The 26,023-nt window shown below is 62.2% G+C and carries 27 protein-coding genes and 1 pseudogene; 14 read left to right on the top strand and 14 right to left on the bottom strand.

Features of this window, described 5'->3' with window-relative positions; translation table 11 throughout:
- The first annotated feature begins 2 nt into the window (after positions 1-2).
- From EHW12_RS28495 to EHW12_RS28480, 4 genes are read left to right on the top strand one after another with little or no spacing between them, the layout of a single operon-like run.
- Positions 3-1,049, top strand: coding sequence for an iron chelate uptake ABC transporter family permease subunit (locus EHW12_RS28495; protein WP_241199070.1), 1,047 nt, complete (start codon positions 3-5; stop codon positions 1,047-1,049).
- Positions 1,046-2,101, top strand: coding sequence for an iron chelate uptake ABC transporter family permease subunit (locus tag EHW12_RS28490; RefSeq protein WP_125052352.1), 1,056 nt, complete (start codon positions 1,046-1,048; stop codon positions 2,099-2,101). Before EHW12_RS28495 ends, EHW12_RS28490 begins: the two co-directional genes overlap by 4 nt.
- Before the next feature lie 24 nt (positions 2,102-2,125).
- Positions 2,126-2,950, top strand: a complete 825-nt coding sequence (locus EHW12_RS28485; RefSeq protein WP_003943123.1) for an ABC transporter ATP-binding protein — start codon at positions 2,126-2,128, stop codon at positions 2,948-2,950.
- Positions 2,951-2,971: 21 nt separating this feature from the next.
- Positions 2,972-3,814, top strand: a complete 843-nt coding sequence (locus EHW12_RS28480) for a siderophore-interacting protein (RefSeq protein WP_042448187.1) — start codon at positions 2,972-2,974, stop codon at positions 3,812-3,814.
- A gap of 5 nt (positions 3,815-3,819) precedes the next feature.
- Here EHW12_RS28480 and EHW12_RS28475 read toward each other — a convergent pair whose 3' ends face one another.
- Genes EHW12_RS28475 through EHW12_RS28465 form a run of 3 tightly spaced genes read right to left on the bottom strand, consistent with a single transcriptional unit; the run spans position 3,820 to position 7,075 of the window.
- Complete coding sequence (locus tag EHW12_RS28475; protein ID WP_125052350.1) at positions 3,820-5,013, bottom strand: winged helix DNA-binding domain-containing protein; 1,194 nt, start codon at positions 5,011-5,013, stop codon at positions 3,820-3,822.
- Positions 5,013-5,654, bottom strand: a complete 642-nt coding sequence (locus EHW12_RS28470; RefSeq protein WP_058226800.1) for a histidine phosphatase family protein — start codon at positions 5,652-5,654, stop codon at positions 5,013-5,015. The genes EHW12_RS28475 and EHW12_RS28470 overlap by 1 nt, the downstream gene beginning before the upstream one ends.
- A gap of 14 nt (positions 5,655-5,668) precedes the next feature.
- Positions 5,669-7,075: an FAD-binding oxidoreductase gene (locus EHW12_RS28465; protein WP_125052348.1), complete on the bottom strand. Its 1,407-nt coding sequence runs from the start codon at positions 7,073-7,075 to the stop codon at positions 5,669-5,671.
- A gap of 140 nt (positions 7,076-7,215) precedes the next feature.
- Between EHW12_RS28465 and EHW12_RS28460 the strand changes: the two genes are divergently transcribed.
- On the top strand, positions 7,216-8,115 hold the full coding sequence (locus EHW12_RS28460) for a LysR family transcriptional regulator (protein ID WP_125052346.1): 900 nt from the start codon (positions 7,216-7,218) through the stop codon (positions 8,113-8,115).
- Positions 8,116-8,137: 22 nt separating this feature from the next.
- Here EHW12_RS28460 and EHW12_RS28455 read toward each other — a convergent pair whose 3' ends face one another.
- Positions 8,138-9,217 (bottom strand): helix-turn-helix domain-containing protein, encoded by a 1,080-nt coding sequence (locus EHW12_RS28455; protein WP_241199069.1) that lies wholly within the window; start codon positions 9,215-9,217, stop codon positions 8,138-8,140.
- A gap of 9 nt (positions 9,218-9,226) precedes the next feature.
- Positions 9,227-10,080, bottom strand: a pseudogene (locus EHW12_RS28450) (alpha/beta hydrolase).
- Positions 10,081-10,290: 210 nt separating this feature from the next.
- Here EHW12_RS28450 and EHW12_RS28445 point away from each other — a divergent pair.
- From EHW12_RS28445 to EHW12_RS28435, 3 genes are all read left to right on the top strand, one after another.
- Positions 10,291-10,884, top strand: coding sequence for a hypothetical protein (locus EHW12_RS28445; protein WP_125052344.1), 594 nt, complete (start codon positions 10,291-10,293; stop codon positions 10,882-10,884).
- 161 nt (positions 10,885-11,045) lie between these two features.
- Positions 11,046-11,474, top strand: coding sequence for a YciI family protein (locus EHW12_RS28440; protein ID WP_007735729.1), 429 nt, complete (start codon positions 11,046-11,048; stop codon positions 11,472-11,474).
- A 2-nt stretch (positions 11,475-11,476) separates the two neighbouring features.
- A complete protein-coding gene (locus tag EHW12_RS28435; protein ID WP_125052342.1) occupies positions 11,477-12,751 on the top strand; it encodes an RNA polymerase sigma factor in 1,275 nt (424 codons plus the stop codon).
- Between the two features lie 30 nt (positions 12,752-12,781).
- Here the strand turns inward: EHW12_RS28435 and EHW12_RS28430 are convergent, their stop codons facing one another.
- Positions 12,782-13,195 (bottom strand): hypothetical protein, encoded by a 414-nt coding sequence (locus tag EHW12_RS28430; RefSeq protein ID WP_003942828.1) that lies wholly within the window; start codon positions 13,193-13,195, stop codon positions 12,782-12,784.
- Between the two features lie 154 nt (positions 13,196-13,349).
- On the opposite strand from EHW12_RS28430, the gene EHW12_RS34765 reads away from it, so the two are divergent.
- The 4 genes from EHW12_RS34765 to EHW12_RS28415 all read left to right on the top strand — a co-directional run bounded on the left by EHW12_RS34765 (position 13,350) and on the right by EHW12_RS28415 (position 16,688).
- Positions 13,350-13,520 carry a hypothetical protein gene (locus EHW12_RS34765; RefSeq protein ID WP_164490604.1) on the top strand — a complete coding sequence of 57 codons (171 nt, stop codon included), beginning with the start codon at positions 13,350-13,352 and terminating at the stop codon, positions 13,518-13,520.
- 58 nt (positions 13,521-13,578) lie between these two features.
- Positions 13,579-14,271, top strand: a complete 693-nt coding sequence (locus EHW12_RS28425; protein ID WP_081377511.1) for a TetR/AcrR family transcriptional regulator — start codon at positions 13,579-13,581, stop codon at positions 14,269-14,271.
- 145 nt (positions 14,272-14,416) lie between these two features.
- Positions 14,417-15,850 (top strand): lipase family protein, encoded by a 1,434-nt coding sequence (locus EHW12_RS28420; RefSeq protein ID WP_125052340.1) that lies wholly within the window; start codon positions 14,417-14,419, stop codon positions 15,848-15,850.
- A 139-nt stretch (positions 15,851-15,989) separates the two neighbouring features.
- The gene (locus EHW12_RS28415; protein ID WP_030537402.1) at positions 15,990-16,688 is read left to right on the top strand and encodes a type 1 glutamine amidotransferase domain-containing protein; all 699 of its coding nucleotides are present in this window, start codon (positions 15,990-15,992) and stop codon (positions 16,686-16,688) included.
- 83 nt (positions 16,689-16,771) lie between these two features.
- On the opposite strand, the gene EHW12_RS28410 is transcribed toward EHW12_RS28415, so the two are convergent.
- The 3 genes from EHW12_RS28410 to EHW12_RS28400 are packed head-to-tail and all read right to left on the bottom strand — an operon-like array spanning position 16,772 to position 19,623.
- Positions 16,772-18,082 carry an HNH endonuclease signature motif containing protein gene (locus EHW12_RS28410; protein WP_125052338.1) on the bottom strand — a complete coding sequence of 437 codons (1,311 nt, stop codon included), beginning with the start codon at positions 18,080-18,082 and terminating at the stop codon, positions 16,772-16,774.
- 57 nt (positions 18,083-18,139) lie between these two features.
- Positions 18,140-18,994: an alpha/beta hydrolase gene (locus EHW12_RS28405; RefSeq protein ID WP_125052336.1), complete on the bottom strand. Its 855-nt coding sequence runs from the start codon at positions 18,992-18,994 to the stop codon at positions 18,140-18,142.
- Positions 18,991-19,623 carry a TetR/AcrR family transcriptional regulator C-terminal domain-containing protein gene (locus tag EHW12_RS28400; RefSeq protein ID WP_234552371.1) on the bottom strand — a complete coding sequence of 211 codons (633 nt, stop codon included), beginning with the start codon at positions 19,621-19,623 and terminating at the stop codon, positions 18,991-18,993. Before EHW12_RS28400 ends, EHW12_RS28405 begins: the two co-directional genes overlap by 4 nt.
- 68 nt (positions 19,624-19,691) lie before the next feature.
- Between EHW12_RS28400 and EHW12_RS28395 the strand changes: the two genes are divergently transcribed.
- Positions 19,692-21,125: an amidase gene (locus EHW12_RS28395; RefSeq protein ID WP_064113566.1), complete on the top strand. Its 1,434-nt coding sequence runs from the start codon at positions 19,692-19,694 to the stop codon at positions 21,123-21,125.
- Here EHW12_RS28395 and EHW12_RS28390 read toward each other — a convergent pair.
- The 4 genes from EHW12_RS28390 to EHW12_RS28375 are packed head-to-tail and all read right to left on the bottom strand — an operon-like array spanning position 21,122 to position 23,094.
- Entirely contained in the window at positions 21,122-21,757 is a 636-nt protein-coding gene (locus EHW12_RS28390) for a DUF5701 family protein (RefSeq protein ID WP_064113567.1), read from the bottom strand. The two genes, EHW12_RS28395 and EHW12_RS28390, sit on opposite strands and share 4 nt — an antisense overlap.
- A gap of 10 nt (positions 21,758-21,767) precedes the next feature.
- On the bottom strand, positions 21,768-22,412 hold the full coding sequence (locus EHW12_RS28385) for a TetR/AcrR family transcriptional regulator (protein WP_054188290.1): 645 nt from the start codon (positions 22,410-22,412) through the stop codon (positions 21,768-21,770).
- Positions 22,400-22,663, bottom strand: coding sequence for a hypothetical protein (locus tag EHW12_RS28380; RefSeq protein WP_007730221.1), 264 nt, complete (start codon positions 22,661-22,663; stop codon positions 22,400-22,402). The genes EHW12_RS28385 and EHW12_RS28380 overlap by 13 nt, the downstream gene beginning before the upstream one ends.
- Positions 22,660-23,094 (bottom strand): hypothetical protein, encoded by a 435-nt coding sequence (locus EHW12_RS28375; RefSeq protein ID WP_125052334.1) that lies wholly within the window; start codon positions 23,092-23,094, stop codon positions 22,660-22,662. Before EHW12_RS28375 ends, EHW12_RS28380 begins: the two co-directional genes overlap by 4 nt.
- Positions 23,095-23,234: 140 nt before the next feature.
- Here EHW12_RS28375 and EHW12_RS28370 point away from each other — a divergent pair, with 140 nt between their 5' ends.
- The gene (locus tag EHW12_RS28370) at positions 23,235-24,563 is read left to right on the top strand and encodes a diacylglycerol kinase family protein (protein WP_042451656.1); all 1,329 of its coding nucleotides are present in this window, start codon (positions 23,235-23,237) and stop codon (positions 24,561-24,563) included.
- Here the strand turns inward: EHW12_RS28370 and EHW12_RS28365 are convergent.
- Positions 24,544-25,929: an FAD-binding oxidoreductase gene (locus EHW12_RS28365; RefSeq protein WP_042922891.1), complete on the bottom strand. Its 1,386-nt coding sequence runs from the start codon at positions 25,927-25,929 to the stop codon at positions 24,544-24,546. The genes EHW12_RS28370 and EHW12_RS28365 overlap by 20 nt on opposite strands.
- Positions 25,930-26,023: the final 94 nt, after the last annotated feature.

Genomic DNA, 26,023 nt, shown 5'->3' with positions numbered 1-26,023 from the left:
GCGTGGGCGTTTCTGCGCAGTCCCGGACCGAAGCGCCACTGCGGTCCGGGACGGCCGCGCGTGCGGGGTTGTTGGTCCTCGTCTCCATCGTTGTAATCGTGCTGGCATCCGTCGGCGGACTCGTCATCGGCTCACGCAACATCCCCGTCTCCACTGTCCTCGATGCAGTTCTTTCCTACGACGCCGGTAACAACGAGCACCTGATTGTGATCGAATCACGTTTGCCTCGAACAATTCTCGGGCTTGTGGTCGGGGCCGCGCTCGGACTGGCCGGCGCGCTGATGCAGTCGATCACCCGCAACCCTCTGGCCGATCCGGGACTACTCGGTGTGAACGCCGGAGCATCAGCAGCAGTCGTGATTGCGATTGCCTATCTGGGGGTGACTTCGGTCGGCGGCTATCTGTGGTTCGCGCTTGCCGGCGCGGCCGTTGCCTCGGTAGGTGTGTACATGTTGGGGTCGGCGCATCGCAGCGCCGCGACCCCAGCGCGCATGGCGCTTGCCGGTGCCGCTGTTGCGACGGCGATCACGGCTCTCACCAGCATGGTTCTCATCAGTAACGAGGCCGCATTCAATCAGTTCCGATTTTGGGCAGTGGGTTCGTTGCAAGGCCGCGGCGGAGACGTGATCGTCACTGTTCTGCCCTTCGTCATCGTCGGTATCGTGTTGTCGTTGTTGCTGATTCGTCCACTCAACGCAATCGCGCTCGGCGAGGATGTCGCCAAAGGGCTCGGTGCCAGCACCGGACCCGCACGGGTCGGATCCGCTGTCGCAGTCATCCTGCTGGCAGGGGCCGCCACTGCGGCGGCTGGACCGCTCGGATTCGTGGGCCTGGCTGCGCCGCACATCGTGCGCGGCGTCGTCGGGCCGGATCTGCGATTTCTTCTGCCGTGCGTGCTCGTTGTCGCCCCGGCATTTCTGCTCTTGGCCGACGTTCTCGGTCGCGTTGCCACCGCGCCGGGAGATCTGCAGACGGGGATCGCCGTGGCGGTGCTCGGTGGACCCTTGTTTGTTGCGCTCGTTCGCTCGCGGCGGGTGGCGTCGCTGTGAACGCGATTGCAGCGCAGCCGGTTCCACCGCTGTTCCGCGGTTGGGTGGTTCGAATCGGGCCGTACTCGTGGCGGATAGTTCCGCGAGTGCTGTTCGTAGCCGTGACAATCAGTGCGGCATTGGCGGCGCTCTCGTTTGCCACGCTGATGTATGGAACCCTGGATCTGTCCTTGGGTGAAGTATGGCGTGCCCTGCACGGCGAAGGCGCCCCAGCGGCGGTTCGGTCCGTCCAGAATCGCAGGCTGCCGCGGCTGATCACGGCGATCGGCGTGGGCGGAAGCCTCGGTGTGGCCGGCGCGGTTTTCCAGACGCTTTCGCGCAATGTTCTCGGCTCGCCGGACATCATCGGTTTCACCACCGGCGCTGCGACTGCAGCCGTGGTTCAGATCGTCTTCTTCGGAGGCGGGGTACTGCAGACCGCGGGCGCCGCTGTTCTCGGCGGCATGCTGACGGCGCTTCTGGTGTACGCGCTGGCACGCAAAGACGGAGTCAGCGGCGGTCTTCGACTCGTCCTGGTCGGTATCGGCGTGGGCGCGATGCTGAGCGCCGTGATGTCGTTCCTGGTGGTGCGTGCGGATATCGACGACGCCACCGTTGTGCAGCAGTGGACGGCCGGCTCGCTGACCGGGCGCGGTTGGCCACACGCGGTCAGTGTTGCGATCGCCGCCGGTGTTCTCGTTCCTGCTCTCGTCGTGGTGTCCCGGCGCGTCACCATGATGGAGATGGGCGACGACGCAGCGTCCTCGCTCGGGATCTCCGTGGAGCGATACCGATTTGCCGGCATTCTGCTTGCGGTCGCGCTCACCGGCGCGGCGACCGCGGCCACCGGCCCCATCGCATTTGTGGCGCTCGCCGCTCCCCAGATCGCACGACGGTTGGCACGGCGCAGCGGTGTTCTTGTCGCGACTTCCTTCCTCCTCGGCGCAGTTCTGCTGGCGGGCGCCGACTTGATCGCGCAAGCGGTCGAGGTCGGTCTCCGCACTCCGGTCGGTCTCGTCACCAGTCTGCTCGGTGGTGCCTATCTGATCTGGCTGCTCGCTCGTCAGGCCTGAAAAAACTCGCTACGAAAGAGATTCATGACTACTGCCACCCCAACATCGCGGCTGCGCGCCGAGAAGATCGAACTACGGTACGCCGATCGAACCATCGTGGACGAGTTGAGTCTCGAGATCCCCGATGGAGGGTTCACCGTCGTCGTCGGACCGAACGGGTGTGGCAAGTCGACATTGTTGCGTGCGCTCGGCAGAATGCTCACACCTCGATCGGGTCGTGTTGTGCTCGACGGTAACGATATTCGGTCCTATCGAACCAAAGAAGTCGCCCGGCGAATCGCCCTGTTGCCACAGTCCCCGCTCTCGCCTGGAGCGATCAGTGTCGCAGACCTCGTATCCCGCGGCCGATATCCGTATCAGAGCATGCTGCGCCAGTGGTCACCCGAAGACGAGCATGTTGTCTCCGAGGCCCTGAATGAAGTCGGAATGCGATATGCAGCAGACCAATTGGTGGACGAGCTGAGTGGGGGACAACGTCAGCGGGTATGGATCGCCATGACGCTTGCGCAGCGCACCCCGGTGTTGTTGCTCGACGAACCGACCACCTTTCTCGACATCGCCCACCAGATCGAGGTTCTCGACCTCTGTTCCCAACTCCACCAGTCCGGTCGAACATTGGTCGCGGTCCTGCACGACCTGAACCTCGCGGCCCGATATGCCACGCACGTAGTTGCCATGCGGTCCGGAAAAATTGTCATGCAGGGCAGTGCCTCGGACGTCTTCACCCCTGAGTTACTGCGCGAAGTCTTCGACCTCGAGGCGCTGGTTCTCGAAGACCCGGAAACCGGACGGCCACTTGTTGTTCCGCGTGATCGAAGACCTGTCAGTCAGCTACCCGTCCACAACTGAACCACCGATCAGGAGATATCAATGACTACCGCATCTCGACCTGAAGAAACTGAAACGTCTGCGTCGGCAAAGGCGCCACGCGGAGAAGACCACGACCGCGGTCTCAACGACGTGGTTGCCGTCGTCGAACGCGTCGAACGGCCGACCGAGAGCATCTTGCGCATCGCCGTCCAGTTGACTTCGTCGGCGGACGACCCGAATTGGTTGCGGCCCAACGTCGCATTTCGCATCCAGCTCGGTCCGCAGTACGGCGACGTCTCTCGCGTCTACACGGTGCGCACCTGCAACGCGCCGAGCAGTTCGATGACCTTCGACGTAGTGCTGCACGGCCACACCAGCCCGATGATGAGGTGGGCCGCCGACCTGCGTGTGGGTGACACGTTCTCACTCACCGGTCCTCGCCCGCACTTCCTCGTTCCCGAGATCGCCGGGCGCCGCGTCGCACTGTTCGCCGACGATACCGCGATACCTGCCCTCTATTCGATTCTGCTTCAGTGGCCCGAGGGACTGACCGGCGTCGGCTGGGTCGCCACCGGTGACGCCGAGGCTTTCGCGGAACTACCCGTGATCCCCGGCCTCGAGCTGCACCATGTCGAAGATGGCCTCGCCGAGTACGCCGTCGAACTCGAAAACCCAGGAGACTACGCGGTGTGGGGTGCCGGGGAACGGGACGAGATGCGAGCCATTCGAGCGCATTTCCGCAAGACAGTCGGCCTGGCGAAGGACGATGTAGTTGTCTTCGGGTACTGGAAGCGAGGGGTCAGCACTACCGAGATAGATCAGAACAGACTTCGGAACTACACGAGCATCCTCGAAAACGGCGGCACGCTCGCAGACATCGACGATCTGGCAATCGGTATCTGACGCTATCACCGGGCACTAGTGCCGGCGGGAGGTTCGGGAACGTCGTGCCTCATCGCCTGTGAGACGTACCCCGTGCCGATTCTGACGCCGCCCAGCCACTCGGTGAGGCGCGCCGCCTCGGCATCGAGAGAACGTCGCGCAGAAGCTGACACGGTCTCGAGCAATCGAACGTGCACCACACCGGTTTCGTCTTGGATCCAGCACCCAACGACGCGACCGTCGACCCAAGCGGTGGTGCCGGCATTACCGCGGGTGTCGAAGAGTTGGTTGCGGTGCGGGCCGAGGTAGAAGTCACGGTTCTTCCACCCCATGATCGTCGGGTCGAGCACCGGTAGGAGTGCCACCCAAGGACCTGGATCAGGCACCGTGGCGACGTCATCGGGTAGCAACCAGCCGGTGTCGCCTCCGTCGAGTGAGACTGCAACGGCGTCGAGTTCGGCGAGGGCGGCCCGGACGACCGTCTTCGTCGAGCCCAGCCACCAGACGATGTCGTCTACCGTGCCCGGTCCGAAGGTGTAGAGCCAACGGCGGACTATTTCTCGATAGCCGTCTGCAGATTCGAGATCGACGGGGGCGTCGTCGAGCCAGTGTCGAGTGAGAGTCCACAGTGGGCGTGAGACGGGGAAGCGTGCGGTGTTGGTGCCGCGCATGATGTCTGCGGTCGCCCCGAGATGCGTGAGAACCCTGGGTGCCGACCAGATTTCACCTGCCGAACCCTCGACCTTGACGTCTATCATCGGCACGGCCTGACGAATCTCTACCGCTGAAAGCCCTTCAGGCCTATCGGTGAGCAACTTCAGCACTTCCGTCCGTGCGCGATCGAGCCAGTCGTTGCCGTCGACGGCGAGTCCGGCCTTGACGACATCCTTGGCCATTCGTGCCCGCTCGGTGTTCGCGACGCGGGCGGACGCACTCGACCACGCGGCCGGCAGCAAGTCGCAGGGAAAGGTGAAGAGTGTGCGGCGCATTGCCAATTGCTTCACGAGACTGCGTTGGTCGTACAGGGCGCGGTCGACGTCGGCGGCGTCCACGGACCGAACCCTCGCCCAGCAAGACAGATAGACCGTCGCTGACTCGGTGGCGTGCAGTACCGTCATCGCCCGCGTGGCAGCTTCCGGCGAATCGACGTGAAACATTGGCTCCAGCGCATGACGTACTCCTATGCGAGCACGGCGTTCGTCGTCGGAGACATGGCGCATCAGGCCATCGTGCCACAGTCCAGGTGCGTCGTATCAGCTAGTTGCGCGAGGGTTCGGTTGCGCCAGTAGTCGTCGTGTCGGAGATGTGTGATTGCACCCGGGGCGGTCGCGAAGGTCGCAAATCCTGCGGCGTCGACGGGAATCTGTAGCCAGGCGGAGACGACGAATGTGTGTGCAAAGCCGTGGGTTACGACGATGTGATCGTGATCGAGATCGTCCATCAGTTCGCGCATGCATTCGTGAACCCTTGCTGCGATGTCGCGGCGGGTCTCGGCACCGGCAACGGGGCCACGGTGATCGAGGCGGTTGTTGTCAGGGGCCGGGACCTGGCGCTGGGCCAGCCACGAGTTCGGGCGTCCTTCGGCTTCTCCGAAGCTGATTTCGCGCAATCGAGTGTCTGTTGTCGCCGGAGCATCGAGTGTCCGGGCGATGATCGTGGATGTCTCGGTGCACCGTTCGAGGTCGGACGAGGTGATGCGGACCGCGCGCGAAGTTCCGGTGCGTCGTCGTTTCAGTGCTTCGGCGATCAAACCTGCATCGCGCCGACCAGCGGGGGTGAGAACCGAATTGTGCCAACCGCCGACTACGTCCTGCGCTGTGTGTTCGGCATGAGGATGAGTGACGACGTAAAGATCCTGCATGAGACCCCTTTTGCTTACCCGACTTTTTCCGGCAACAGTATTCCAGGATTGAGGATTCCACGGGTATCCCAGGACGATTTGATCAACTGCATTGCGGCGATGTCGGTTTCAGTGCGCCCCAGCGATATCCACGGCGACTTCGCGCGGCCTATCCCGTGCTCGGCGCTGATGCTTCCATGGTGGGCGGCGACGAGTCGGAACACCATATCGGTCAGTTCGTGTGCGACCCTCGGCTCGGCATCCAGAAGGTTCACATGAATGTTTCCGTCGGCGAAGTGCCCGAACAGGATTGGCCGCACGAGGGGGAATCGTTGTGCCAGGCTTTCTCGGAGGTTGTCGATGAACATTCCCATCACGGACAAGGGGACGGAGATGTCGAGCTTGACTACCGGCGTCGTCGACGACGCGCTGATGCTTTCGGTATGGCTTTCCCGCAGAGTCCACAGTTTTCGAGCCGGCCCAGGCTCGACCGTCGCGTCCTCGATGAGGTCGGCAGAGTCGGAGAGTACTTCGAGGAGCGACTCTTCCGTTTCGCGCGGTGATGACACCTCGATGAGTGTGTACATCGGTGAAGGGGTGCCGAACGGGCGACGGGCATCGGTGTGTGCGCAGACGAGGGAGATGCCGTCGTCGGTCATGATCTCGGCGGCTTCGACGGTCAATCCGCTCTGACGCACGCGATTACACAAATGAAGCGCTTGATCGACTTCGCGTACACCCGCGAGCACGACCTGGGTGTCGGTCGCCGGGGTGACCAGCTTCATCAGGACCTTGGTGATGACTGCGAGCGTTCCCTCGCTGCCGGCGAGAAGTCCTGGAATATCGTATCCGACATTGTCTTTGACGAGTGGAGTCCATCTACTCAGCACCGAACCGTCCGCGAGCACGGCTTCGATACCGAGTATCTGTGCGCGTGTATTTCCGTATCGGACCATGCGCGTCCCACCGGCGTTGGTTGCGACGATGCCGCCGAGTGTTGCGGATTCCTTTGATGCCAAATCGATTCCGAAGCGGAGACCGTGTGCAGATGCGGCCAGGTCGGCGCGAGCAACGGTCACGCCGGCGCCGGCTGCGATTGTCCGACCGATGGGGTCGACGGCTTCGATCGTCTCCAGACGTCTGGTACTCAGCACCACGGACCCAGCCGAGGCGATCCCACCACCGACCAGTCCGGTGTTGCCGCCTTGCGGTGTGATGGGAACCCCCGCGTCGAAGCATGCTCGAAGAACCGCAGACACTTCCGAGGTGTTGCCGGGGCGGATGACCGCGATCGCGTCGCCGATCCAACGTCCCGTCCAGTCACGTGTGAAGCCCTCGATCAGTTCGGGATCGGTAAGGACATGCGTGTGGCCGACGATCTCTGCGAGGGCGTCGATAAGCCTCGCGTCTGTTGCAGGTTCAGTGAGTGCTCGGGGATTCATGTGCAACCTTGTGATCGTTCGGGTGACAATTTTCGGGAGACAGACGGTGGATCAACGTGAACTCGATCCTCCGACCTCAGGTGATGCCGTGTCCAAGACCAAGTAGTGACACCACCATCTGTTTTTCTTATAATCGCCGTATGAACCTGCAGCGTGCCCGTTATCTGATCGCTCTGTCGGATCATGGGAGCTTCACTCGAGCCGCTGCGAACGTCCACGTCGCGCAATCGGCCCTCAGTCAGCAGATCAAGGTTCTCGAGCGCGAACTCGGAGTTCCGCTGGTGGATCGTCGGGGTCCGCAGTTCACCTTCACGGAAGCCGGCAAGGTGGCGGTACGAGAGGCGCGCTTTTTGATCGGGTGTGCGGACCGGGCGGTCGAACGAATTCGGTTGGCCGCGCGCGGTGTGGACGGAGAACTGCGCATCGCGTACACCCGTTCGTGGGCGGGCGGCGCAGTCGCGGATCTGGTCAGCACCTATCGAAGGCTCTACCCGGGCGTCGAAGTTGTCGTTCATCGTGGCACTTCGGCGCAGACTGTCGACCTCGTCCGAACCGGAGCCGTCGACATCGCGGTTGTTCGCCCGCCGCTCGATGAAGACGATCGAGAACTTCCCCTGATCGTCCTCGATACCGAACCTATCCTGGTCGCTGTTCCCGTGGATCATCCGTTCGGAGATCGAGCGACGCTCGAACTCGGAGATCTGGTGGATGTCCCCGTTGTGTTCTGGCCGGAGGCCAACGCCCCGGGGATGTATTTGCGTACGCTCGAACAACTTTGGCCAAACGGGGCGCCCAGCATCGTTCGATTCGAGGCCGACGACGAGCAGGTGCTGTATGCCGTCTCGGACGGGGTGGGTATTGCGCCGATCCCCCAGGGCAGAGCGCGGATGCTCCGCATCCCGGGTGTCCATCTATGTGAGATCGCCGGTGAGCAACCAACTCTCGACGTGGCAGTGACCTACCGCCCGGATAATCCGAATCCGGCGCTTGCGCCGTTTGTTGCGCTCGCTGAACGCGAAAGATCGTCAACCACTGCGTAGTGCCTGTGATGCGCGGTGGGTCCTATCCGCCATCGAGGACCAGCATCATGGCCGTTGCGCGTGCTCGGTTCTCGATGGCGTCGACGTGGAATCCGACGTGCTGGGACAGTTTCGCCAATCGGTGCGCGACGCTGCTGTGGTGAAGATGCATGGAATCGGCTGCGGCCCTCAAGGTTCCGGACTGCAGGTATGACCTCAAGGTTTCGAGTAGTTCTAATCCCTGTTTGGTGTCGCCGATCTCTTCGGCACGAACCAGATCCGGTATTCGCGAGTGATCGATGTGTGGTCCCGGCGCCAGGAGGTTGAGGGCGCCGAGATTGTCGGCGTTCACGATCGGTGTTGTTGCCGACGCCTGTGCTCGAGCGAATCGTGCAGTGCTCAGTATTGTGCTCACTTCGGAAGCGGGAGCAGTCAAAGATATTCCGGCGCGAATGAATGACGACAGCGCGGCCTCGGACAGCTCGGGTGTCGCCGCGAACGAACCCGTCACGAGATTCAGATACTCGCCGTCAGCGTCTATCCCAGTGGCTTTGCCAGGTTTGTAATCTGGCGAAATGACAAGGTGTGCAGCACCTTCGGCCGTGCCTGAGACTGCCTTGGTTGCCATTACACGGACTGGGGTATGGGGTTCGATACCGAGACCGGCGCAGGAGGTGAGCACCGCGAGTTCATCCATCGGGAACAACAGATTTCGAGTGTGCTCGGCTTCGGTAGGCAGGCGTCGCGGTTGCAGAATTATCGCTGCGGTCAGGGCCATCCGGTCGACGAGCATTTCGTCGAGTGGCAAGCTGGCCCCGGGTCGTTCGATCCATACCGTTCCGAGAACCTCGTCGTCTACGGCAATGTTTCTGGTCATGCTCGGTGGGAGCTGAGGATCGGGTGACCATCGGCCGCGCGGATCGCAACGGCGCAAATTCTTCTTGCTTCTGCCGCGCTCGACGATCTCGATACCCACGACGCAGTCCGCCAACTGCGCGCTCGCACGAAGCAAAGACGCGGTGTCGGAGCCGTGCCGCACGAGGGCGTCGAAGTAATCGATGACACGTACCAGGCCTGCCGAGTCTGCATCGAGCTCGGCAAGCCGGTACATCAGTCCTTGCATCTCGCAACGCTACGAGACCGGCGAGAGCGAACGCAACCCTCTCCTGAGCGCAGTGAGGGCTTCGGCGGCACCTCTTTCGCTGACCGCGGCGGTCGCGACCAGTGCCGACCCGTGAAAGGTTCCGGGGAAGGAGTGCAATTCGACGCTGACTCCCGCTTGCAGCAGCCGAAGGGCGTATTCGATTCCTTCGTCGCGGAGCGGGTCGAGTTCCATGGTGGACAGGTAGGTCGGCGGCAGGCCGGTGAGGTCGGTAGCCCGGGACGGCGCAGCGTAAATGGACACGTCAGGATCTTCGGGACCGGAATACGACTCGCCGAGATAGTACTTCCACGACAGGATGGCGTTAGGGCGGTGCCACAAGGGGGTGTCGACGAAGTTCGTCATCGAGACCGTCGCCAGGCGGTCGTCGAGTTCAGGGATTTCGAGGAATTGGAAGGCCACGGGCACAACGCCCTCGTCACGGGCTTTGAGGACAGTGCCTGCGGCCAGTCCACCGCCTGCGCTCTGCCCTCCCACTGCGATGCGGCGTGTATCGACCCCCAGCTCCTCGGCATGGGCGTGGATGTAGAGGAGTGCGGCGTAGCAGTCGTCGACGGGCCGGGGAAGGGGGTTTCGGGGGCGAGGCGGTACTCCACGTTCGCAACGGCGAATCCTAGTTCCCGCGCCACCTCGACGCAAAATGGATCGCTGGATTCTGCGGTGCCGATTGCGAATCCGCCGCCATGGATCCAGAGCAGAACGGGGACAGGGCCGGCAGTGTTGTCCGGGGTGAAGAAACGAATCGTGACTTCCGGATCGCCGTCCAGGCCGGGTGCCGACAGTTCACGAAGCGTGACTCCGTCGAATGACAGGTCGGCCAACATGGTGCCGACCAGAGCGTCGTAGGTGGCCCGTGCGTTGGGGAGGTCAGCGAAGTCCACCTTCGGGAGCATGGTGAGTGCCGCGGCGAGTTCGGGGTCGAGAGTCGGGAATGTTGTCATGCACCCATCATCGAGCCTGATTGTGGCCTACGTCACCAGCGGATTGTAGGAAATCGGAGAGTCTCCCTCCGACACCCGTCGGATCTCCCTAGGATGACGCCGGTGGACAGGGTACATCTCGGGGTGGGTTCGAGCGATTCGAATAGTGGGGCACGGATTGGTGGACGACCTCCGCAGGTTTTCGCTGGTCAGGCGATTCTGCGGTCGCACGAGTACCTTCTGACGCTCGAGGCACACACGGCGCCGTGGCTCGGCGTGCGAGAGCTTTCGATCTTCATCCGTCGAGGTTTCTCCATCGGCGACGACGACCTCGAATACCCGGACATCGGGGTCAGGGCAGTCCTGCACCCCTCGTCGTCACGAAGTGCGGAATCGGCGGGCAGCCATGCGGGCCTTGGCAGCGCGGCGTTGATCAGGATTCCCTCGGACGACGAGGTGATGCCGTTGGTGTGGATAGCTCCGCAACCGGTGCTCATTCAGAACGAACCGTCCTACGCCGATGCCGTCGAGGCAGATGGACACAGCTTCCTGTTCCAGATCAACGAAGAGGGGTGGCCGGTGGTTGCCGAGTCCCACCCCGATTTCGTAGAGGAGTACCTATTCGGTTACGGGTCGGTGTATTTCTACGGGAGCTCTGACGCGACCGGGCTCGTTCGCGAAGTCGTGCCGGGATTTCTCGACTTCTGACCGGCCCGACGGCCCGTCCGCCGATACCGTGGGCAGCGTATCGCGACCGGCGGTTATGTCCTCGGAAAAATTGTTTCGGAAGTTTGTCGATCGGTGAGTGCGCCGTTCGACGTGTAAGCAGAGGGACCGAACAGAGCGGTCCACGAACGAAGGAGATTCTCATGAAGTACATGCTGATCATGCGTTCCACCGATGAGGCTATCGAAGCATCCAAGGACATGGACTTCGACGAGATCATCGCGGCGATGGGGCAGTACAACGAGTCCCTGATCAAGGCAGGTGTCTTGCTGGCCGGTGAGGGACTGGCGATGGAGGAGGGATTCATCGTCGATTTCGAGTCCGATCCTCCGCTGGTCTCCGACGGCCCGTACGGGGAGACGAAGGAGTTGTTCTCGGGATTCTGGATCATTCAGACGTCGACCAAAGACGAAGCCTTGGAATGGGCGAAGCGCTGCCCGCTCGGGCCGGGAAGCAAGCTCGAGGTACGCCGCGTGAGCGAGATGTCGGACTTCGATCAGGACAACGAGTACATCCAGAAAGAGGCAGGCTGGCGTGAAGAGCTCGGTACCGATCGTCCGGTCGCAGGCTGACCATGACCGACGAGGCGGTGCGAGAAGAAACGAGAAAGGCTGTCGACGCGGTCTGGCGTATCGAATCCGCGAAGATTGTCGCCACGTTGACTCGCACCGTCGGAGATCTTGATCTCGCCGAGGATCTGGCCGCGCAGGCTCTGCTCGAAGCCGTCGAGCAGTGGCCCGCGACGGGGGTTCCGAGAAACCCCGCTGCCTGGCTGACATCTGTGGCGACACGACGAGCGATCGACGGGTGGCGACGACGTGAGAGGTTGGACGAGCGCTACGCCCACTTTGCGCGTGAACTCGAGAACGACGCTTCACATTTCGACGACGTCAGCTGGGATCCGGACCGCATCGACGACGATGTCCTTCGCCTGATGTTCATCGCCTGCCATCCCGTGTTGAATCGAAAAGCGCAGGTGGCGTTGACGCTTCGGGTGGTGGGCGGTTTGACCACGGAAGAGATTGCGAAAGCGTTCCTCACGCCGACGGCGACGGTGCAGCAGCGGATAGTCCGCGCGAAGAAGGCGCTGACCGCCTCGAAAGCGGTTTTCGAAGTTCCAGGGCGAGAAGAGTTTTCGAGCAGATTGAGCGCGGTCCTCGGAGTGCTGTACCTGGTGTTCAACGAAGGCTATGCAGCCAGTTCCGGGGACGAGTGGATGCGGGCGGAGCTCAGTGCTGAGGCTCTGCGGCTCGCGCGAATACTCGCCGAATTGGTCCCCAGGGAGTCCGAGGTACACGGCCTTGTCGCTTTGATGGAGCTGACAGCCTCGAGATTCGGCGCTCGGACAACCTCGACCGGTGAACCCATCCTGCTGGCTGACCAGGATCGGACGAGGTGGGATCGCCTACAGATCTCGCGTGGGCTTGCCGCGCTGGAACGAGCTGACGCCGTCGGGCGTGGACGAGGCCCGTACGGCCTGCAGGCGGCGATTGCCGAATGTCATGCGCGAGAAGCAACTTTCGAAGACACCGATTGGAAGAAGATAGTCATCCTCTACGAGGCTCTGGCGCAACTGGCGCCATCGCCCGTGGTCGACCTCAATCATGCGGCGGCGGTATCCATGGCATACGGTCCTGGCCCTGCGCTCGAATTCGTCGACAAGCTTGTCGCTTCAGGTGAACTGGCCGACTACCACCTGCTTCCCAGCGTTCGGGGGGAGTTGCTCAGTCAGCTCGGCCGATCCGAGGAGGCTAGAACCGAACTCCTCGAAGCGGCTCGTCTGGCCGGGAACGAGCGTGAGCGCGCTGTGCTGGTCGCGAAAGCAGATGCGCTGCTGCCGGATCGGTAGTGACGCGATCGTTAGTCGCGCGATTGATAGTCAGGGCTGAGTCGGATCATCATTCGGCACCATGGGCGGCATCCCGACTCCGTAGGGATCGAGCATGTCCGATACACGTCGACCCCACCGTTCATGCGCGGACTGACGGGTCATTCCGGCAGCGCGGCCGATGGTTGACCATGTTGCGCCGAATCTACGCAGGCTCATGACGCTTGCCGTCGAATCGATACCCGCGGCGAGCTGAATCCGGAAACAGGCCAACTGCCACGCCATCTGACGCTGCGCCGGGATGTCGGTGTCCTGTTCTGCCTCCCACTCAGGGCTACCAGGTAAAGGATCTGTTCCGACAATCTTGTCTGCCTGAGTGCCGGCCTCGGTGATCGCGGCGTTGACCGTGGTGATCGCGGCGGTCTCGATCTTCGCAGTCAGGGCGCGTTCGATCAGGTCTTCCATGAGAAGTTCTCCTTTCGTCAGGACCAGCCTGACAGGCGCTCTTGAATTCTGTCAAGAGTTCCCTGACGGACTTTGAGTTTAATTAATGCACGATTTATTTGTGTACTATCTAAATAGTCTCCGGTTCTGTTGACCGTCGTCGAAGGGGTTGCTGGTGAAAATCGTGGTTTTGTCGTTCCTGGTGGCGTTGACTTTGATGACGGTCGGGATCATCGCCGCGCGCAACCGCAGCACTCGACCTGCCGTGACCGGGGCAGTTGCTGCGGCGTCAACGGTTCTCGCTGCCGCCTGGACACTTTTTGCCGTGGCCTTCGTATTGGCCTGATCGTGCTGCAGTGCCGGTGCGCCGGTAGTGGTGGTGAAGGAACTTTGCAGCAGGTCAGATGCGTTTTGTGTGCGGCGCGATGCCGCATACTCTGGCAGACGTGGCAATTGCTGAAACAGACAGAAACTACGGCGGAAGGTCGGTCGCGGCTCGCAAGGCCGAACGCCGTTCTCTCTTTTTGAATGCTGCTCTCAGCGTGTTTGCGGACCAGGGGTATGCCGGAAGTTCGGTGGCGGATATCTGCGCGTCCGCGAGTCTGGCCAGAAGGCAGTTCTACGACGAGTTCGGTAGTCGCGAGGATCTACTCCTCGCGCTGTATGACCAGATTCAACTCGACGCCAGAATTGCAATGGTCGACGCACTCGATGCAGAGCCTTCGGTCAATCTCCGTGACAAGGCAGCGACGGCCATGGCCGCCTTCGTCGAGTCGGTCGGAAGTGACCCACGACGCGCACACGTTGCCTTCATCGACGTCGTAGGTGTCAGTCCCCGGGTGGAAAAGCATCGTGTGGACCAACGTTCGGTCTGGGCAACATTTTTCGAGTCGATCATCAAAGGGATCGTGGGCGAAGATTACGAACCGCCAGGTGGTTACCGGTGGGCGTCCACCGCCTTCATCGGCGCGCTTACCGCGCTGGTGCACCAGTGGAGCACTGCGGAGCCTCGTCCTCCCGTGTCGGTACTGGTCGATCTGATGACGGTGCTCTTGAATGCGTTGATCGACGACGCGCCCCTTCACACCGACGAATAGGTCACGAACACCAGGGGATTGTAATCCGGCCCACAACGCTCTACTCTCGTCCTCAATGTGTTAGACACTCGCATCTAACTTGTGTGCTCGTGATGAGAACTGCGGCAACACAAGGCAATCTGTGCTTTTCCGGGGAGGAATTGGTATGGGACGACGCTGGACAACTGACCGACAATGCGGGGGCCTCGCGATTGCCGTGATTGCAGTAATCGGGCAGATCGGACTTTCGGCACCTGCCTCAGCGGCACCGGACGAAGGTGTTCCCGCCCAAATTCAGGTCCAGCCTGCCCTGCCGCCTGCGGTTGCACCGCCTTTGCCTGAACTGGACCAGGCCTTCTATGAACCGCCTGTCGAGGTCGTCGAATCCAAGCAACCGGGTGAGATCATCGCCGCTCGTGCGGTGAATCTCGGTACTCTCAACCTGATTCCGACCAACGTGGATGCGTGGCAGATCTCGTATCGATCCAATAATGCTGCGGGCGAGGCAATTCCTGCTGTCACCACAGTGATCAAGCCGCGTGGCGACACTCGCGATGGAGGCCCGCGCCCGCTGCTGTCCTTTCAGATGGCAGAGGATTCACTCGGAAACTACTGCGCACCTTCGTATGTCATGCAGCAAGGCGCGTTGCCGTGGCTGGTGACGGGCGCTGCGACCGGTGGGGCTCAATTCCTCGAAGTGCAGGCGGCACTGGCGCAGGGTTGGGCATTGTCGGTGCCCGATCATCAGGGACCCAATTCTTCCTTCGCCTCCGGCCCCGTCGCGGCCCGGATCACGCTCGACGGTATTCGTGCTGCTGAGAACTTCGAACCCATGGAGCTGCAAGGGCGGTCAACTCGCGTAGGGCTGCTCGGCTACTCGGGTGGATCGATTCCTACCGGTCACGCAGCTGAAATACGGCAGGCGTACGCGCCGGAACTGAATATCGTCGGAGTCGCCGAAGGTGGTGTTGCCGCGGATCTCGGCGCTTTGCTCGACAATGCCAACAACGCTCTCGGGGCCGGGATCGTCGCTGCCGGTGTAATCGGAGTGAGCCGAGAAGATCCTGAACTTGCAGGCTTCATCGATCAGCACATAAACCCTTCCGGCCGAGCGCTTTTCGCTGCCAAGGGCAACCTGTGCATGCTCTGGACGTCAGCTGCAGTGCCCTTCCTCAACATCAAGGGCTTCCTCGATGTCCCGGGAGATCCCGTCCAACACCCCACGGTGAGAGCTGCGCTCTCCCGAGCTGCCATGGGTAAGTCGGTTCCTGACGTGCCGATGTACATTTATCAGTCGAATCCCGACTGGTTGGTGCCTGTTGGCCCGGTGAACAAACTTGTCGATACCTATTGCCAAGATCCTTCTGCGAGTGTCGTTTACACCAGAGACCACTTCAGTGAGCATGTCAGCATGGAAGTCGTCGCTTTGCCGAGTGCTCTACTGTGGCTTCGCGATCGGTTCGCTGGTGTGCCTGGTCAGCAGGGATGCAGCACCTTCGACGCTGGATCCATGGCGCTTGATCAGAGGACCTGGCCAGTCTGGGTGGATGCGGTTGGTGAACTCGTCGCGGGACTGTTCGGCAAGCCGATCGGGACCTGACGGGTGACGTGATTCTGCGGTGGTGAGGAATTCTCACAAGGGCAGCGTGTTGCACTGACTGGACGTTATTTCATTGATCGGGCCTTGAAGATGGTGTCTTGTCACCAATGGGTTCCTTTTACCGACGAAAGGTTGCGCGATGACAAAGCTGTTGTTTGCGGTCACTTCTGCAGATCACTGGACGCTGAAGGACGGAACACCCCACCCGACCGGGTACTGGGCGGAAGAACTGGTCGAGGCGCATCGCGTTTTCGTCGACGCCGGCTACGAGATCGTGATCGCGACGCCTGGCGGTAAAGCTCCCGTTGTGGACGAGGGAAGCCTGGCGCCCGAGGTGAACGGCGGGCAAGAAGGCGCCGACCGTATGCGCAAGTACATCGCCGATCTGCAGCCGGTGCTCGATTCGCCGGAGATTTTGGAGAACGCCGATGCTGCCGATTACGACGTGGTCTTTGTACCGGGTGGACATGGACCGATGGAGGATCTTGCGGTGTCGGCATCCTTCGGTGAGCTTCTCGTGAACTTCTTGGACGCGGACAAGGTGGTCTCGGCGGTCTGTCACGCGCCGGCGGCACTCCTGCCGGCCCAGAGACCCGATGGAAGCTGGCTGTTCGACGGCTATCAGCTGACCGCGTTCACCAACGAAGAGGAGACGCAGGCTGGTCTGGCGGACAAGGCTCCGTGGCTGCTCGAAACTCGCCTACGCGAATTGGGCGGCAAATTCTCGAAGGCTGAGGCGTGGTCGCCTTATGTCGTGGTGGACCGCAAGCTCTACACCGGTCAGAATCCGGCGTCGTCACGGCCTCTCGCCGAGCGGATTGTCGCCGATTTGGGCTGAGCATGTCTTTTGGCGCCGCATCGAGGTCTCCTTCGATGCGGTGCTCGGTCCGTGTTCTGTTGTCGCCAAAGAGGTTTGACCTCTCAGGTTTTGAAGGTGGTGTTCGCCGGTCGCGGGTGCTGCTGCGGGTCGATCGAGGGTGGCGGGATGAACCAGGGTTTGTTGTCGGCGCCTATTCGGATTTCCCATTTGCCGACGAACCCGGCTTTGCGGTGCATCAGTCGGTGATGTGAACGGCACAGCAGGACCAGGTTGTTCATCTCCGTCGGGCCACCGTTGGCCCAGTGCTTAATGTGGTGCGCATCGGTCCAGGCGGGTACGCATGTGCAGCCGGGGAAGGCGCAGCCCTTGTCTCGGGCGATCAACGCCACTCGCTGTTCGGCGGTGACCAACCTCTTTCCTGGTTTCGCATCCAAGGGCGCGCCGTGATCGTCGAGCAGGACGGTGGAGAGGAAGCAGTCACACCCGAGGAGTCTGGTCTGCGATACGGACAGCGGTCCGAGCCAGGGCATGTGCCCGACATCAAGATCGGCCGGCTCCAGTGAGCCGTCATCACCCGAATCCGAAGACTGTGCGGCACAGTCCCGATGCTCAGCCAAATCACGAGCATTGATGTGCACGTTCACATGCGGACGCTGACCACCATCGGTACCAGTCTTGGCGCAATCGAGATAACGCCGGATCAGTTCGGTGAACCCGTCCGCGGTGCGTTTCGCCGCCGACCGGGCATCCGGCGTCCCATCCGGTGCTGGGGTTGGCATCGTCAGATTCGACAACGCCGACAGCAACATCTCCCCGGTGAGAGCGTCGAAATCGCCGCGCACCACCACTCGACCGTTCAATGTCGAGGCGATCCGGAGCTCGTTCCGGTCGATGTCTTCGGCGGGCGGGATCTCATCCGATTCGAACAACCTCTCCAACGTCGCGATCACGTTCCGCACCTTCGTGGTCGTCGCCTCCACCCCCGATGCCGCAGCCAACAACAAATCGATACAGCGAGGGAGTGCCTCCTCCGGCATGCCTTTCGGTGGTGACTCGCAGAACGCCACGATCAACACGGCATGATCGAAGGAGCAGTCCCCGCCATCGAACCGAGCAGCCACCGCCGGAAACGGCCGCAAAGCTGCACCTAACGCGGCGATCTTCTTCCCGTCCCGAACCTGCAGCATCGTGTTCGCCGCCAACCACGCACCCACCCCGCGGCTGGCGATCACCTGATCATCCGGGTGCAACGACAGTTCGTCGACCACGGCCACTCGAACGGCTTCCAGGCGCAGAATCTCCGCACTCGCCTCGACAGCAGCAGCGCGCAACTCGGCAGCAGTCAACCGCCACAACCGTCCGCGTAACCCCACCGCAGAACCAGACACCACATCCGACAACAAGACGCTCATTGAATCCCCCGATCCCCTCCCCAAGAATACTCGAACATGCGTTCGAGTCAAGGGGAATTAGGCGAGGGCGCGAATGAGCGGAGTGGGGTCCGCGACGACGAACAGATGGCCGCCTCCGTTGATCTCTTCGAAGCGAGAGTCGGGAATCAGCGAGTGTGCCCAGCGGGCTACTTCGATGGGTACGTTTCCGTCGTCGGTTCCGTGTAGGAAAACCGTTGGTACCGAGATCGATTGGAAGAGTCCAGGCACCTCGTGGCGATACCGAGCCAAGTCGACAACCCCTGCGGATCCGCCCTGTGCGATCCCTTCGGATGAATCCAACTGGAGAGCGGGGCGATGTACCTCGTCGGTCATGACGGCCTGATCGGCGGCCGGCCAGATCGAGACTGAGTCGCTGCGTAGCTTGGAGAACACTCCGGTTCCTGCGAGCATTGCGCCGGCCACACGGGGAGCCCAGTTGGCGGCAAAGTACAACGCAGATACCAGTTTTATTCTGCGTCGCAAAGTATTTCGCGGTGCCCCGGGGATCATGGCGCACGCCAGCACCAGTTTCGAGACTCGTTCGGGAACGGCTGCAGCGACTGCGAGCGCGTAACCGCCGCCTCCGGAGAAACCCATCAGTGTGGCCGAGCCCAACTCGAGGTGATCGACCAGGGTGACGAAGTCGTCGTCCCAGGAATGAAATCCCTTGTCCGTGTACGGATCCGTGCGTCCGAAGCCGGGTCGATCGGGGACTATCAGCCGTATGCCTGCCGTCGAAGACGCGTTGTGGAGTGAGAGCCCTTCGTATCGGCTGCCAGGTGATCCGTGGGCCACGACTACCGGGTGGCCAGTCGGATCGCCGTACTCGCAGAATGCGATACGACGCCCCGACGCGTCGCGAATTTCGGTTGTGGTCACGCTGCTCGTCATGATGTGGTTCCTTGCTGCGCGATCGACGCCACACCGTCCAGGATGAGGGCGACTCCGAACTCGAACCTTCGGGTGGGATCGTGATGAAGTGCGAACACCGATGCCTCGCGTCGATCGGCAGGTGCGCTGTCGAAAGCGCCGCGTCCCAATTGAATTGCGACGTGTCCGGTGACGAAATCATGCAGCGCGCCGTATGCGTACGTGGCCTGCTCGTCCTCGAGGCCGGCCAAGGAAAGGGCGCTCACGACTCGGTGGGCGGTATCGTCGGCCCCGGGTGCTTCCAGTGATGCCTGCCGATGGGCTTCCAGGACCAGGGGATGGCGCATCAGGAGATCGTGGAGGCCGTAGGCGAACGTGCGGGCAACCCCGCGCCAGTCGGTCGGCCAGTCGATCGACGAGACGGCTTCGCCTACGAGAGTCGAGATCAGATCTCGCCTCAAGGCGTCGATACCGCCGGTTGTGCGGTGGACGGACATCGGCGATATGCCGAGTCGTTCGGCGAGCACTCGAAATGACACCGCATCCAGGCCGTCCGTATCGGCGATCTCTGCCGCGGCATCAAGAATCTGTCTGTGACTCAATGCTTTTGGTCGACCAGCCCTTGCAGAGTTGGTGGATTCGGATACCATGCTGACAACAATAGCGATACGCGTATCGAAATTACAAGTGTCCATCGACCTCCAAGGAGCGCTGCCCGATGACCGATCTCCATCAACTGTCCGCCGTCGAACTTGCCGGTGTGATCGCCGCCAAACAGGTCTCGATTCCCGAAGTCACCAGGTACTTCGTCGACCGTGCGACCACTTCCGATGACGTCGGCGCCTTCACGACGATCGCAGGGGAGCACGCAGTCGCCCTCGCCGAACAAGCGCAGCGCAGGTTGGACGAGCGGGACGCCGGGCCCCTTCCGCGACTGTTCGGCGTTCCGACGGCAATCAAAGACCTCGATGCAACGCGCGGCATTCGCACGACCTTCGGATCGGCGCTCTTTCGCGACTTCGTGCCGGACGCTGACGACGAGATCGTCGAGGCGATCCGAGAAGGTGGGTTGATCGACATCGGTAAGACGACGGTGCCCGAGTTCGGGGCAGCCTGTTACACCGAGCCGGAAGTCGCTCCGCCTGCTCGCAGTCCGTTCGATCGCACGCGGAGTGCCGCCGGCAGCAGTGGCGGCGCTGCTGCCGCCGTCGGCGCTGGTCTGGTGCCGTTTGCGCAGGGAAGTGACACCGCCGGTTCGTTGCGTTCGCCGGCAAGTACGTGCGGAGTGGTGGGCCTCAAGCCGAGCCGCGGTTTGATCACGATGGGCGTGGCGGGGCATGACAACTTCGGATTTGCGAGCAAGGGGCCGATCGCCCGGACAGTTCGCGATACCGCTGCGCTGCTGGACGTTCTGGCGACGCGACCTGGCGCCGGAACTATCCACCCGTCTCGGCCGAAGTCGTTCGAAGAGTTCGTCGTACAGGCCGGGGGAGTTCGGGCTCGCCCCTTGACCGTCGCTCTTGCTCACGGATCGGTCTCCGGCGGAGCCGTGGATGCGCAGCTCTCGGCTGCTGTATCGAAGGTTGGGTCTGTGTTGGAGGGTCTGGGTCACAACGTGTTCGAGCGACCGCAGGCTCGCGATGACATTTTCATCGATGCTTTCGTCAAGATGTTCTCGTCTTTGGCGGGAACCAAGCCGATCCCGGAGGAGTACGAACACCTTCTGCGTCCGATAGTGCAGCACTTGCGAGTTCAAGCAAACCAGGTGTCTTCGGGTGAGCTGGCCGCGGCAATCGGTATTGTTCAGGCCTGGGCGCGGCGATGGAGTCTCGACTACGCCGACGCCGACCTTGTTGTCACTCCGACTGTGACGAAGCCGCCGCTTGCGATCGGGGAGTTGCGCAACGACGAAGATCCCGCGACCGAACTGATCGACATGGTCGCTTTCACCGGAAACACCGTCGTCGCCAATGCAACCGGTTTCCCGTCGATCAGTCTGCCACTCGGTTGGACGGAAGACGGCGTTCCACTCGGCGTGATGATCTCGGCGAAATGGGGTTGCGACGCGGAATTACTTTCTGCCGCTGCAATGCTCGAGGCCGAGATGCCGTGGAAGGATCGGTACCGATTCGACCGCGCAACCGTGCTCTAGTTCGGGAGCGGTACCCGGTCGCTCGCCGATGCGAACCCCAACCACGTGTGGCGGTTACCCCACCAGCACCACCCGACTTTCGGGGCGTTGCGGTTGTCTTTGCCGTCGCGACCGGTTCCGTTGCTGATCCACACGGCGGGAGTTCTGGTGTCGAAGGATCCGTCAGGTTTGCGCAGTCGGGAGCCGATGGTCATGAAACACTTTCCGCGTTCGAGAATGTCGGGGCGCTGCAACAGCCAGTGGATGCCTTCGGTAAGCGTCAGCGGCGTACGGTCTGCGTCGACGATTGCGGGCAATGCTTCGTCCGGGCTCCAGTTGGCCAGGTGATCCCCGCGGTCGACTCCACTGAGCAGATGTAATGGGCTTTCGGGCAGCGTTGACTGCTCGGTGGGGGTGAACAGATCGACGTCCGCCATGTCGACGACTATGAATCCGCGCTTGTTCTCGAGCTCGAGCAGCGGAGTCAGAACTGAAGCCGGAGCCAGTTTTTCGTGCACGGTGAGTAGTCCGACATCACCGTGCCCGGTTGCGGCCTCCCTGACATCGCCGGCAGAAAGTCCGGCCATCTCGTGAACACCGAGTTCGATCAATCGCTCGGCTTGCTGATCGATGGGCGGGAGGTCGAAATGCATATCTGCGATCCTACCGATCGTGAGCAGAGCGATCGGAGGGTTCGGCCGCGAGGGAAGTCGGCCACGCAACGCCCAACGCGCGCATGATGAACGGGACGGTGGTCGCTACGACGGCGTCCACTCGGTCGCCGGCCATGAGCATCGGGCGTCGGCTTTCCACGCAGGCGAGGATGAGTTGCGCGGATGCGGCAGCATCGGAATCGACAAAGACACCGGCGTCGACACCTTCCTGGACGAGCTGTTCGACCAGAACCGACAGCGGGACAATATGTTCGAGGAAACTTTCGCGATCCTGCGCTGACAACAATTCGACCAACGCGATTCCTGTGAATCGTTGCAGTGAGAACTCGACGAGTGTCAGTTTGACGAGGATTTCGAGTCGGTCCACAGGATTCTCGCGGTCCGCGAGTTCACGCTCGGCCAGGAGTAGGAATCTATCCATCTCGCGGGTGGACCAGGCGAGCAGTAACGCGGATTTGTCGGGGAAGTAGTTGTACACCGCTGTCCGCGAGACGCCGGCCGCCTGGGCCACCGTCTGCAGCTTCACGTTCTGCCAGCCCTGCTCGTGAAGTTCGCGAATGAACGCGTCCAACATGGCTTCTCGGGTGGCGATTTTGTGCTCAGCGGTTGTCGCACCACCGGTCAACTTCGGCATGGTCGATCCTCCTGGGTCTGATTCACGGTCACGGGGAGGTCGAACAGGTCCGCAACAAGGCGCGGATCACCTTGCCACATCGAGACGGGTGCGAGCATCATCTGCTGCGCGATCGAGCGTACGGATCGGCAGACCTCTTGCTCTTCGGCGAGTGTGAGCGTCGTGCGTTTGCGCAATCGCTCCATCTCCGCGGTAGTGAGATCAGTGATCCATTCCTCAGCTGCAAGCGAGAGGGGTGAATCCGGTGTCACGACCGATCCAACTCGGCACTGGAGAACCGCGAAGTCATCACGGACAGCGTGATGACGGCGACGACCGAGACGGCGTGTGCCGCCGCCAGCCAGAGCGACTCGGGTGCGTGTTTGTGAAGGGTGGGCGCCATCAGCATGGCCATGAGGAGGGCGAGACTCGACAACATCGCGGGACCGTTGGGGCGGCCGACAAGCAGGCCGACCAGAAGAACGAGCGCGACGACGCTGCACGCCACATCTACAGGCGGGTACGTGGCCGGAACGATTCCGCTGACAGTGTCGGTGAAGTTCAGTCCGATCGACACCAATTGCGCGAGACCTGTCGCGCCGGCCAACCAGGCCGTCCAACGCAGTCCGTGGAGTCCGGCTTTCCGAATGCCGGTCAGGGTTCCTTCGGCGGATTCCCACGCTTCGGGCGTCGGTGTTGTCACGGCTACTCCTTTTTATGACGAGGTGTCGTCATAAAATAGCAGTGCGCGATCGCGAGATTCTTGCCGGTAGGTGACTGGCCTGCTTCGAAGGGATAGCGTCGAAGTACCGGTCGAAATGACAATCGCGGGGAGGTGGCTCGATGACGACCTCTGCCCACACGGATCGGCCCTCGTCGAAACAGAGTTGGTTGGCGCGCGCAGCCTTCGCGGCCCTGGTTCTTGCAGTCGCGGTGCTCCTGATCTTCGCCGGACTGAAAACCTTGACCATGCTGATCCTGGGAATCGGTGGGGTGGTCGTGTGCGTCGTGGCCGTGTACTGGTTTCTGACGACCCGCGGATTCCTCCGCTGGCTCTCGTTGGCCGTGGCGGTTCTGACGCCGATCGTGGTGCTCACCTTCCTGGTCCGAGAACGACTCCTGTGGGTGGTGCTGCTCGCGATCGGGTTGTTCGTCGTAGCCGGTATCTGCGCTCGCACCGCCTTGGCGGGGGAGGAGAAGGAATTGCCGGTTGTCGAGCGACCGGCACCGCCGCCCGTCAAGCCGTTCTTGGTGATGAACCCGAACTCCGGTGGTGGCAAGGTCGAGAAGTTCGACTTGAAACGCAAGGCCGAGGAACGGGGGGCCACGGTCGCACTGCTCGAGGGGCCCGAGAAGATCGACGTGACGGCCTTGGCCAGGCAGGCGGTCGCGGACGGCGCCGACCTACTCGGTGTGGCCGGTGGCGACGGAACACAGGCACTGGTTGCTGCTGTCGCGGCCGAAAACGACCTGCCCTTCCTCGTCGTCAGCGCGGGAACGCGCAACCACTTCGCCGCGGATCTGGGGCTCGATCTCGAGGATCCATCTCGGTGCCTCGACGCGCTCGTCGACGGCGTCGAGGTCACGGTGGATCTGGGAAATGTCGGCGGTCGAACTTTCGTCAACAACGCATCGTTCGGGGCGTACGCCGAGGTAGTCCAGAGTCCGGAGTACCGCGATGCCAAGACCAGCACCTTCTTGCAGATGCTCCCGGATCTCCTCGCCGGACGTGCCGGAGCGGTGCTGACCGCGCGCTCCCCGAGCGTGTCCGCGGTGGGTCCACAGGCTGTGCTGGTCAGCAACGGCCCGTACGAGATGAACGACCTGGCGGGGCTCGGTCATCGGCCGCGATTGGACAGGGGCACTCTCGGAATCGTCGCGATCTCCGTCAGCAGTGCCCGTCAGGCCATCGGGTTGCTCCATAGGGCGCATCAACACGGTCTGGCTCAGGGCACCGGATTCGAGGTGATCGTCGACGCCGACACCGACGAGATTCCGGTCGGCGTCGACGGCGAGGCGCTGGTGATGCCAACTCCGGTCAGGTGCACGGTCAGTCCGCAGGCGCTGAGGGTCAGAGTCCCCCGAGATCGACCGGGTATCCGTCGCCCCCGGCACGCCTGGGATCTGGTCCGGTTGCGAGAGTTGGCGAAGTTCAGGAGATCCGGCGCATGACCTGACCGACGGCCAGGACTCCCTGCGGATCATGCGTGTCCGCCAAAGCGCTCAGCCAGTGAGCGGTGTCCTCGTCGTAGGTGCGGGCGATCTTCTCCGGGTCGACGCTCGGCGCGAAGTTGGGCAGTGCATGCCCGTTCGTCCATGGCGCCATCGTTCGTCCGAGAGTCTCGGCGTGCGGGACTACCGCGTCGACCATCGGTGGGGCAAGAACTCCGACGGTGAACAGCGAGAAGGCAGCGTCCCGATGGCAGAAGGCGCTGCGGTGCTCAGGTTCCCGTGCGAGGGCGCCCCCGAGGAGACGTAATTCGACGACGGTTTGGGGTGAACCGGATCCGGGGCCGGCAGCGGCCAGCAATGCGTCGACGGCCTCGTGTGACAGCTCGTTGGTCAATGCCGTGGATTCGTGCGTCGGCATCGGGTCGACGGGATCGGCGTGCACTGCCCCGAGGGCGGCATAAGGCAGCACACCGACTGCGTCGATCAAGGGCGTTGCGATTGAACGGATTCGGTCGATCAGTGACTTGGCATCGGATTCCTCGGCAAGACTTGCGAATCTGACCGCGACGGTGAGCCTGCCGGCCAGCGGTGGCGGAACCTGTGGAAGGGGTGGAAGTTGCAGAAAGGCAAGAGAGGTCGAGCTGTGCTCAGGCAGGTCGGCGCCCCAGTCCAGCCAGGCGTGCGCGACCGCGCTTGCATCTGCGCCGTCGAAATAGAGTGCACCGCCGTAGAAGTGGGTGACCGGTAGTAGGTCGATCTCGATGGCTGTGACAATGCCCAGTGTGGCCTTGCCGCCGCGTAGCCCCCAGAACAATTCGGCATGTTCGTCGGGGGTGACATGAATGAGTTCGCCACTGCCGGTGACGATGTCGAACGAACGAACGTGATCCGACGAGAGCCCGTACGTGCGCACCATCGGGCCGATGCCGGCGCCGGTGAGGAAGCCGGCGACTCCGACCGTGGGTGAAGAACCTGCCAGTGGCGCCAAGCCGTGGGGTGCGGCAGCGTCGATGACGTCCTGCCAGATCAAGCCCGCGCCGATTCGGGCAGTGCGGTTTTCGGGGTCGACGACGCACTCCGTGAGCCTGCCGGTGTGGACGAGGAGAACGTCACTGCCGAGAGGGACCGCGCCGTGGCCGGTGCGCTGAACACCGACGCGCAGACCCAACTTCGCCGCAAATCGCACCGTTGCGACAATGTCTTGCGCGCTCTCGACTGCCACCACAGCGCCAGGCGCGACGGGAACCGCTGCATTCCACGGAATCGCCAACTCGTATCCCGTTTCGCCAGGCAGGGAAACGGAGCCGGTCACCTCTGCGCGCAGTGATTCGACCGCGGCGTCGAGCGTGGGGGTCTGAAGGTTCATGGTCTTCCTTTCCTCATCCGTCTTTCGGTCAAGGGAAGGATGTCCGAACAGGCTTGGGTGGTTCTTGACGTATGTATCCCGAGCGGATCCAAGT

This window comes from Rhodococcus sp. NJ-530, from assembly GCF_003860625.1.
Lineage (GTDB): Bacteria > Actinomycetota > Actinomycetes > Mycobacteriales > Mycobacteriaceae > Rhodococcus_F > Rhodococcus_F qingshengii.
The sequence above is the reverse complement of the archived record's forward strand: the minus strand, read 5'-3'. Positions and strand labels throughout refer to the sequence as shown.

Excerpts from the sequence above, each read along its gene's own strand:
- EHW12_RS28485 (WP_003943123.1), top strand. The coding sequence starts at position 2,126 with ATGACTACTGCCACCCCAACATCGCGGCTGCGCGCCGAGAAGATCGAA.
- EHW12_RS28480 (WP_042448187.1), top strand. The coding sequence starts at position 2,972 with ATGACTACCGCATCTCGACCTGAAGAAACTGAAACGTCTGCGTCGGCA.
- EHW12_RS28475 (WP_125052350.1), bottom strand. The coding sequence starts at position 5,013 with ATGCGCCATGTCTCCGACGACGAACGCCGTGCTCGCATAGGAGTACGT.
- EHW12_RS28470 (WP_058226800.1), bottom strand. The coding sequence starts at position 5,654 with ATGCAGGATCTTTACGTCGTCACTCATCCTCATGCCGAACACACAGCG.
- EHW12_RS28465 (WP_125052348.1), bottom strand. The coding sequence starts at position 7,075 with ATGAATCCCCGAGCACTCACTGAACCTGCAACAGACGCGAGGCTTATC.
- EHW12_RS28460 (WP_125052346.1), top strand. The coding sequence starts at position 7,216 with ATGAACCTGCAGCGTGCCCGTTATCTGATCGCTCTGTCGGATCATGGG.
- EHW12_RS28455 (WP_241199069.1), bottom strand. The coding sequence starts at position 9,217 with ATGCAAGGACTGATGTACCGGCTTGCCGAGCTCGATGCAGACTCGGCA.
- EHW12_RS28445 (WP_125052344.1), top strand. The coding sequence starts at position 10,291 with ATGACGCCGGTGGACAGGGTACATCTCGGGGTGGGTTCGAGCGATTCG.
- EHW12_RS28440 (WP_007735729.1), top strand. The coding sequence starts at position 11,046 with ATGAAGTACATGCTGATCATGCGTTCCACCGATGAGGCTATCGAAGCA.
- EHW12_RS28435 (WP_125052342.1), top strand. The coding sequence starts at position 11,477 with ATGACCGACGAGGCGGTGCGAGAAGAAACGAGAAAGGCTGTCGACGCG.
- EHW12_RS28430 (WP_003942828.1), bottom strand. The coding sequence starts at position 13,195 with ATGGAAGACCTGATCGAACGCGCCCTGACTGCGAAGATCGAGACCGCC.
- EHW12_RS28425 (WP_081377511.1), top strand. The coding sequence starts at position 13,579 with ATGCGTTTTGTGTGCGGCGCGATGCCGCATACTCTGGCAGACGTGGCA.
- EHW12_RS28420 (WP_125052340.1), top strand. The coding sequence starts at position 14,417 with ATGGGACGACGCTGGACAACTGACCGACAATGCGGGGGCCTCGCGATT.
- EHW12_RS28415 (WP_030537402.1), top strand. The coding sequence starts at position 15,990 with ATGACAAAGCTGTTGTTTGCGGTCACTTCTGCAGATCACTGGACGCTG.
- EHW12_RS28410 (WP_125052338.1), bottom strand. The coding sequence starts at position 18,082 with ATGAGCGTCTTGTTGTCGGATGTGGTGTCTGGTTCTGCGGTGGGGTTA.
- EHW12_RS28405 (WP_125052336.1), bottom strand. The coding sequence starts at position 18,994 with ATGACGAGCAGCGTGACCACAACCGAAATTCGCGACGCGTCGGGGCGT.
- EHW12_RS28400 (WP_234552371.1), bottom strand. The coding sequence starts at position 19,623 with ATGGTATCCGAATCCACCAACTCTGCAAGGGCTGGTCGACCAAAAGCA.
- EHW12_RS28395 (WP_064113566.1), top strand. The coding sequence starts at position 19,692 with ATGACCGATCTCCATCAACTGTCCGCCGTCGAACTTGCCGGTGTGATC.
- EHW12_RS28390 (WP_064113567.1), bottom strand. The coding sequence starts at position 21,757 with ATGCATTTCGACCTCCCGCCCATCGATCAGCAAGCCGAGCGATTGATC.
- EHW12_RS28385 (WP_054188290.1), bottom strand. The coding sequence starts at position 22,412 with ATGCCGAAGTTGACCGGTGGTGCGACAACCGCTGAGCACAAAATCGCC.
- EHW12_RS28370 (WP_042451656.1), top strand. The coding sequence starts at position 23,235 with ATGACGACCTCTGCCCACACGGATCGGCCCTCGTCGAAACAGAGTTGG.
- EHW12_RS28365 (WP_042922891.1), bottom strand. The coding sequence starts at position 25,929 with ATGAACCTTCAGACCCCCACGCTCGACGCCGCGGTCGAATCACTGCGC.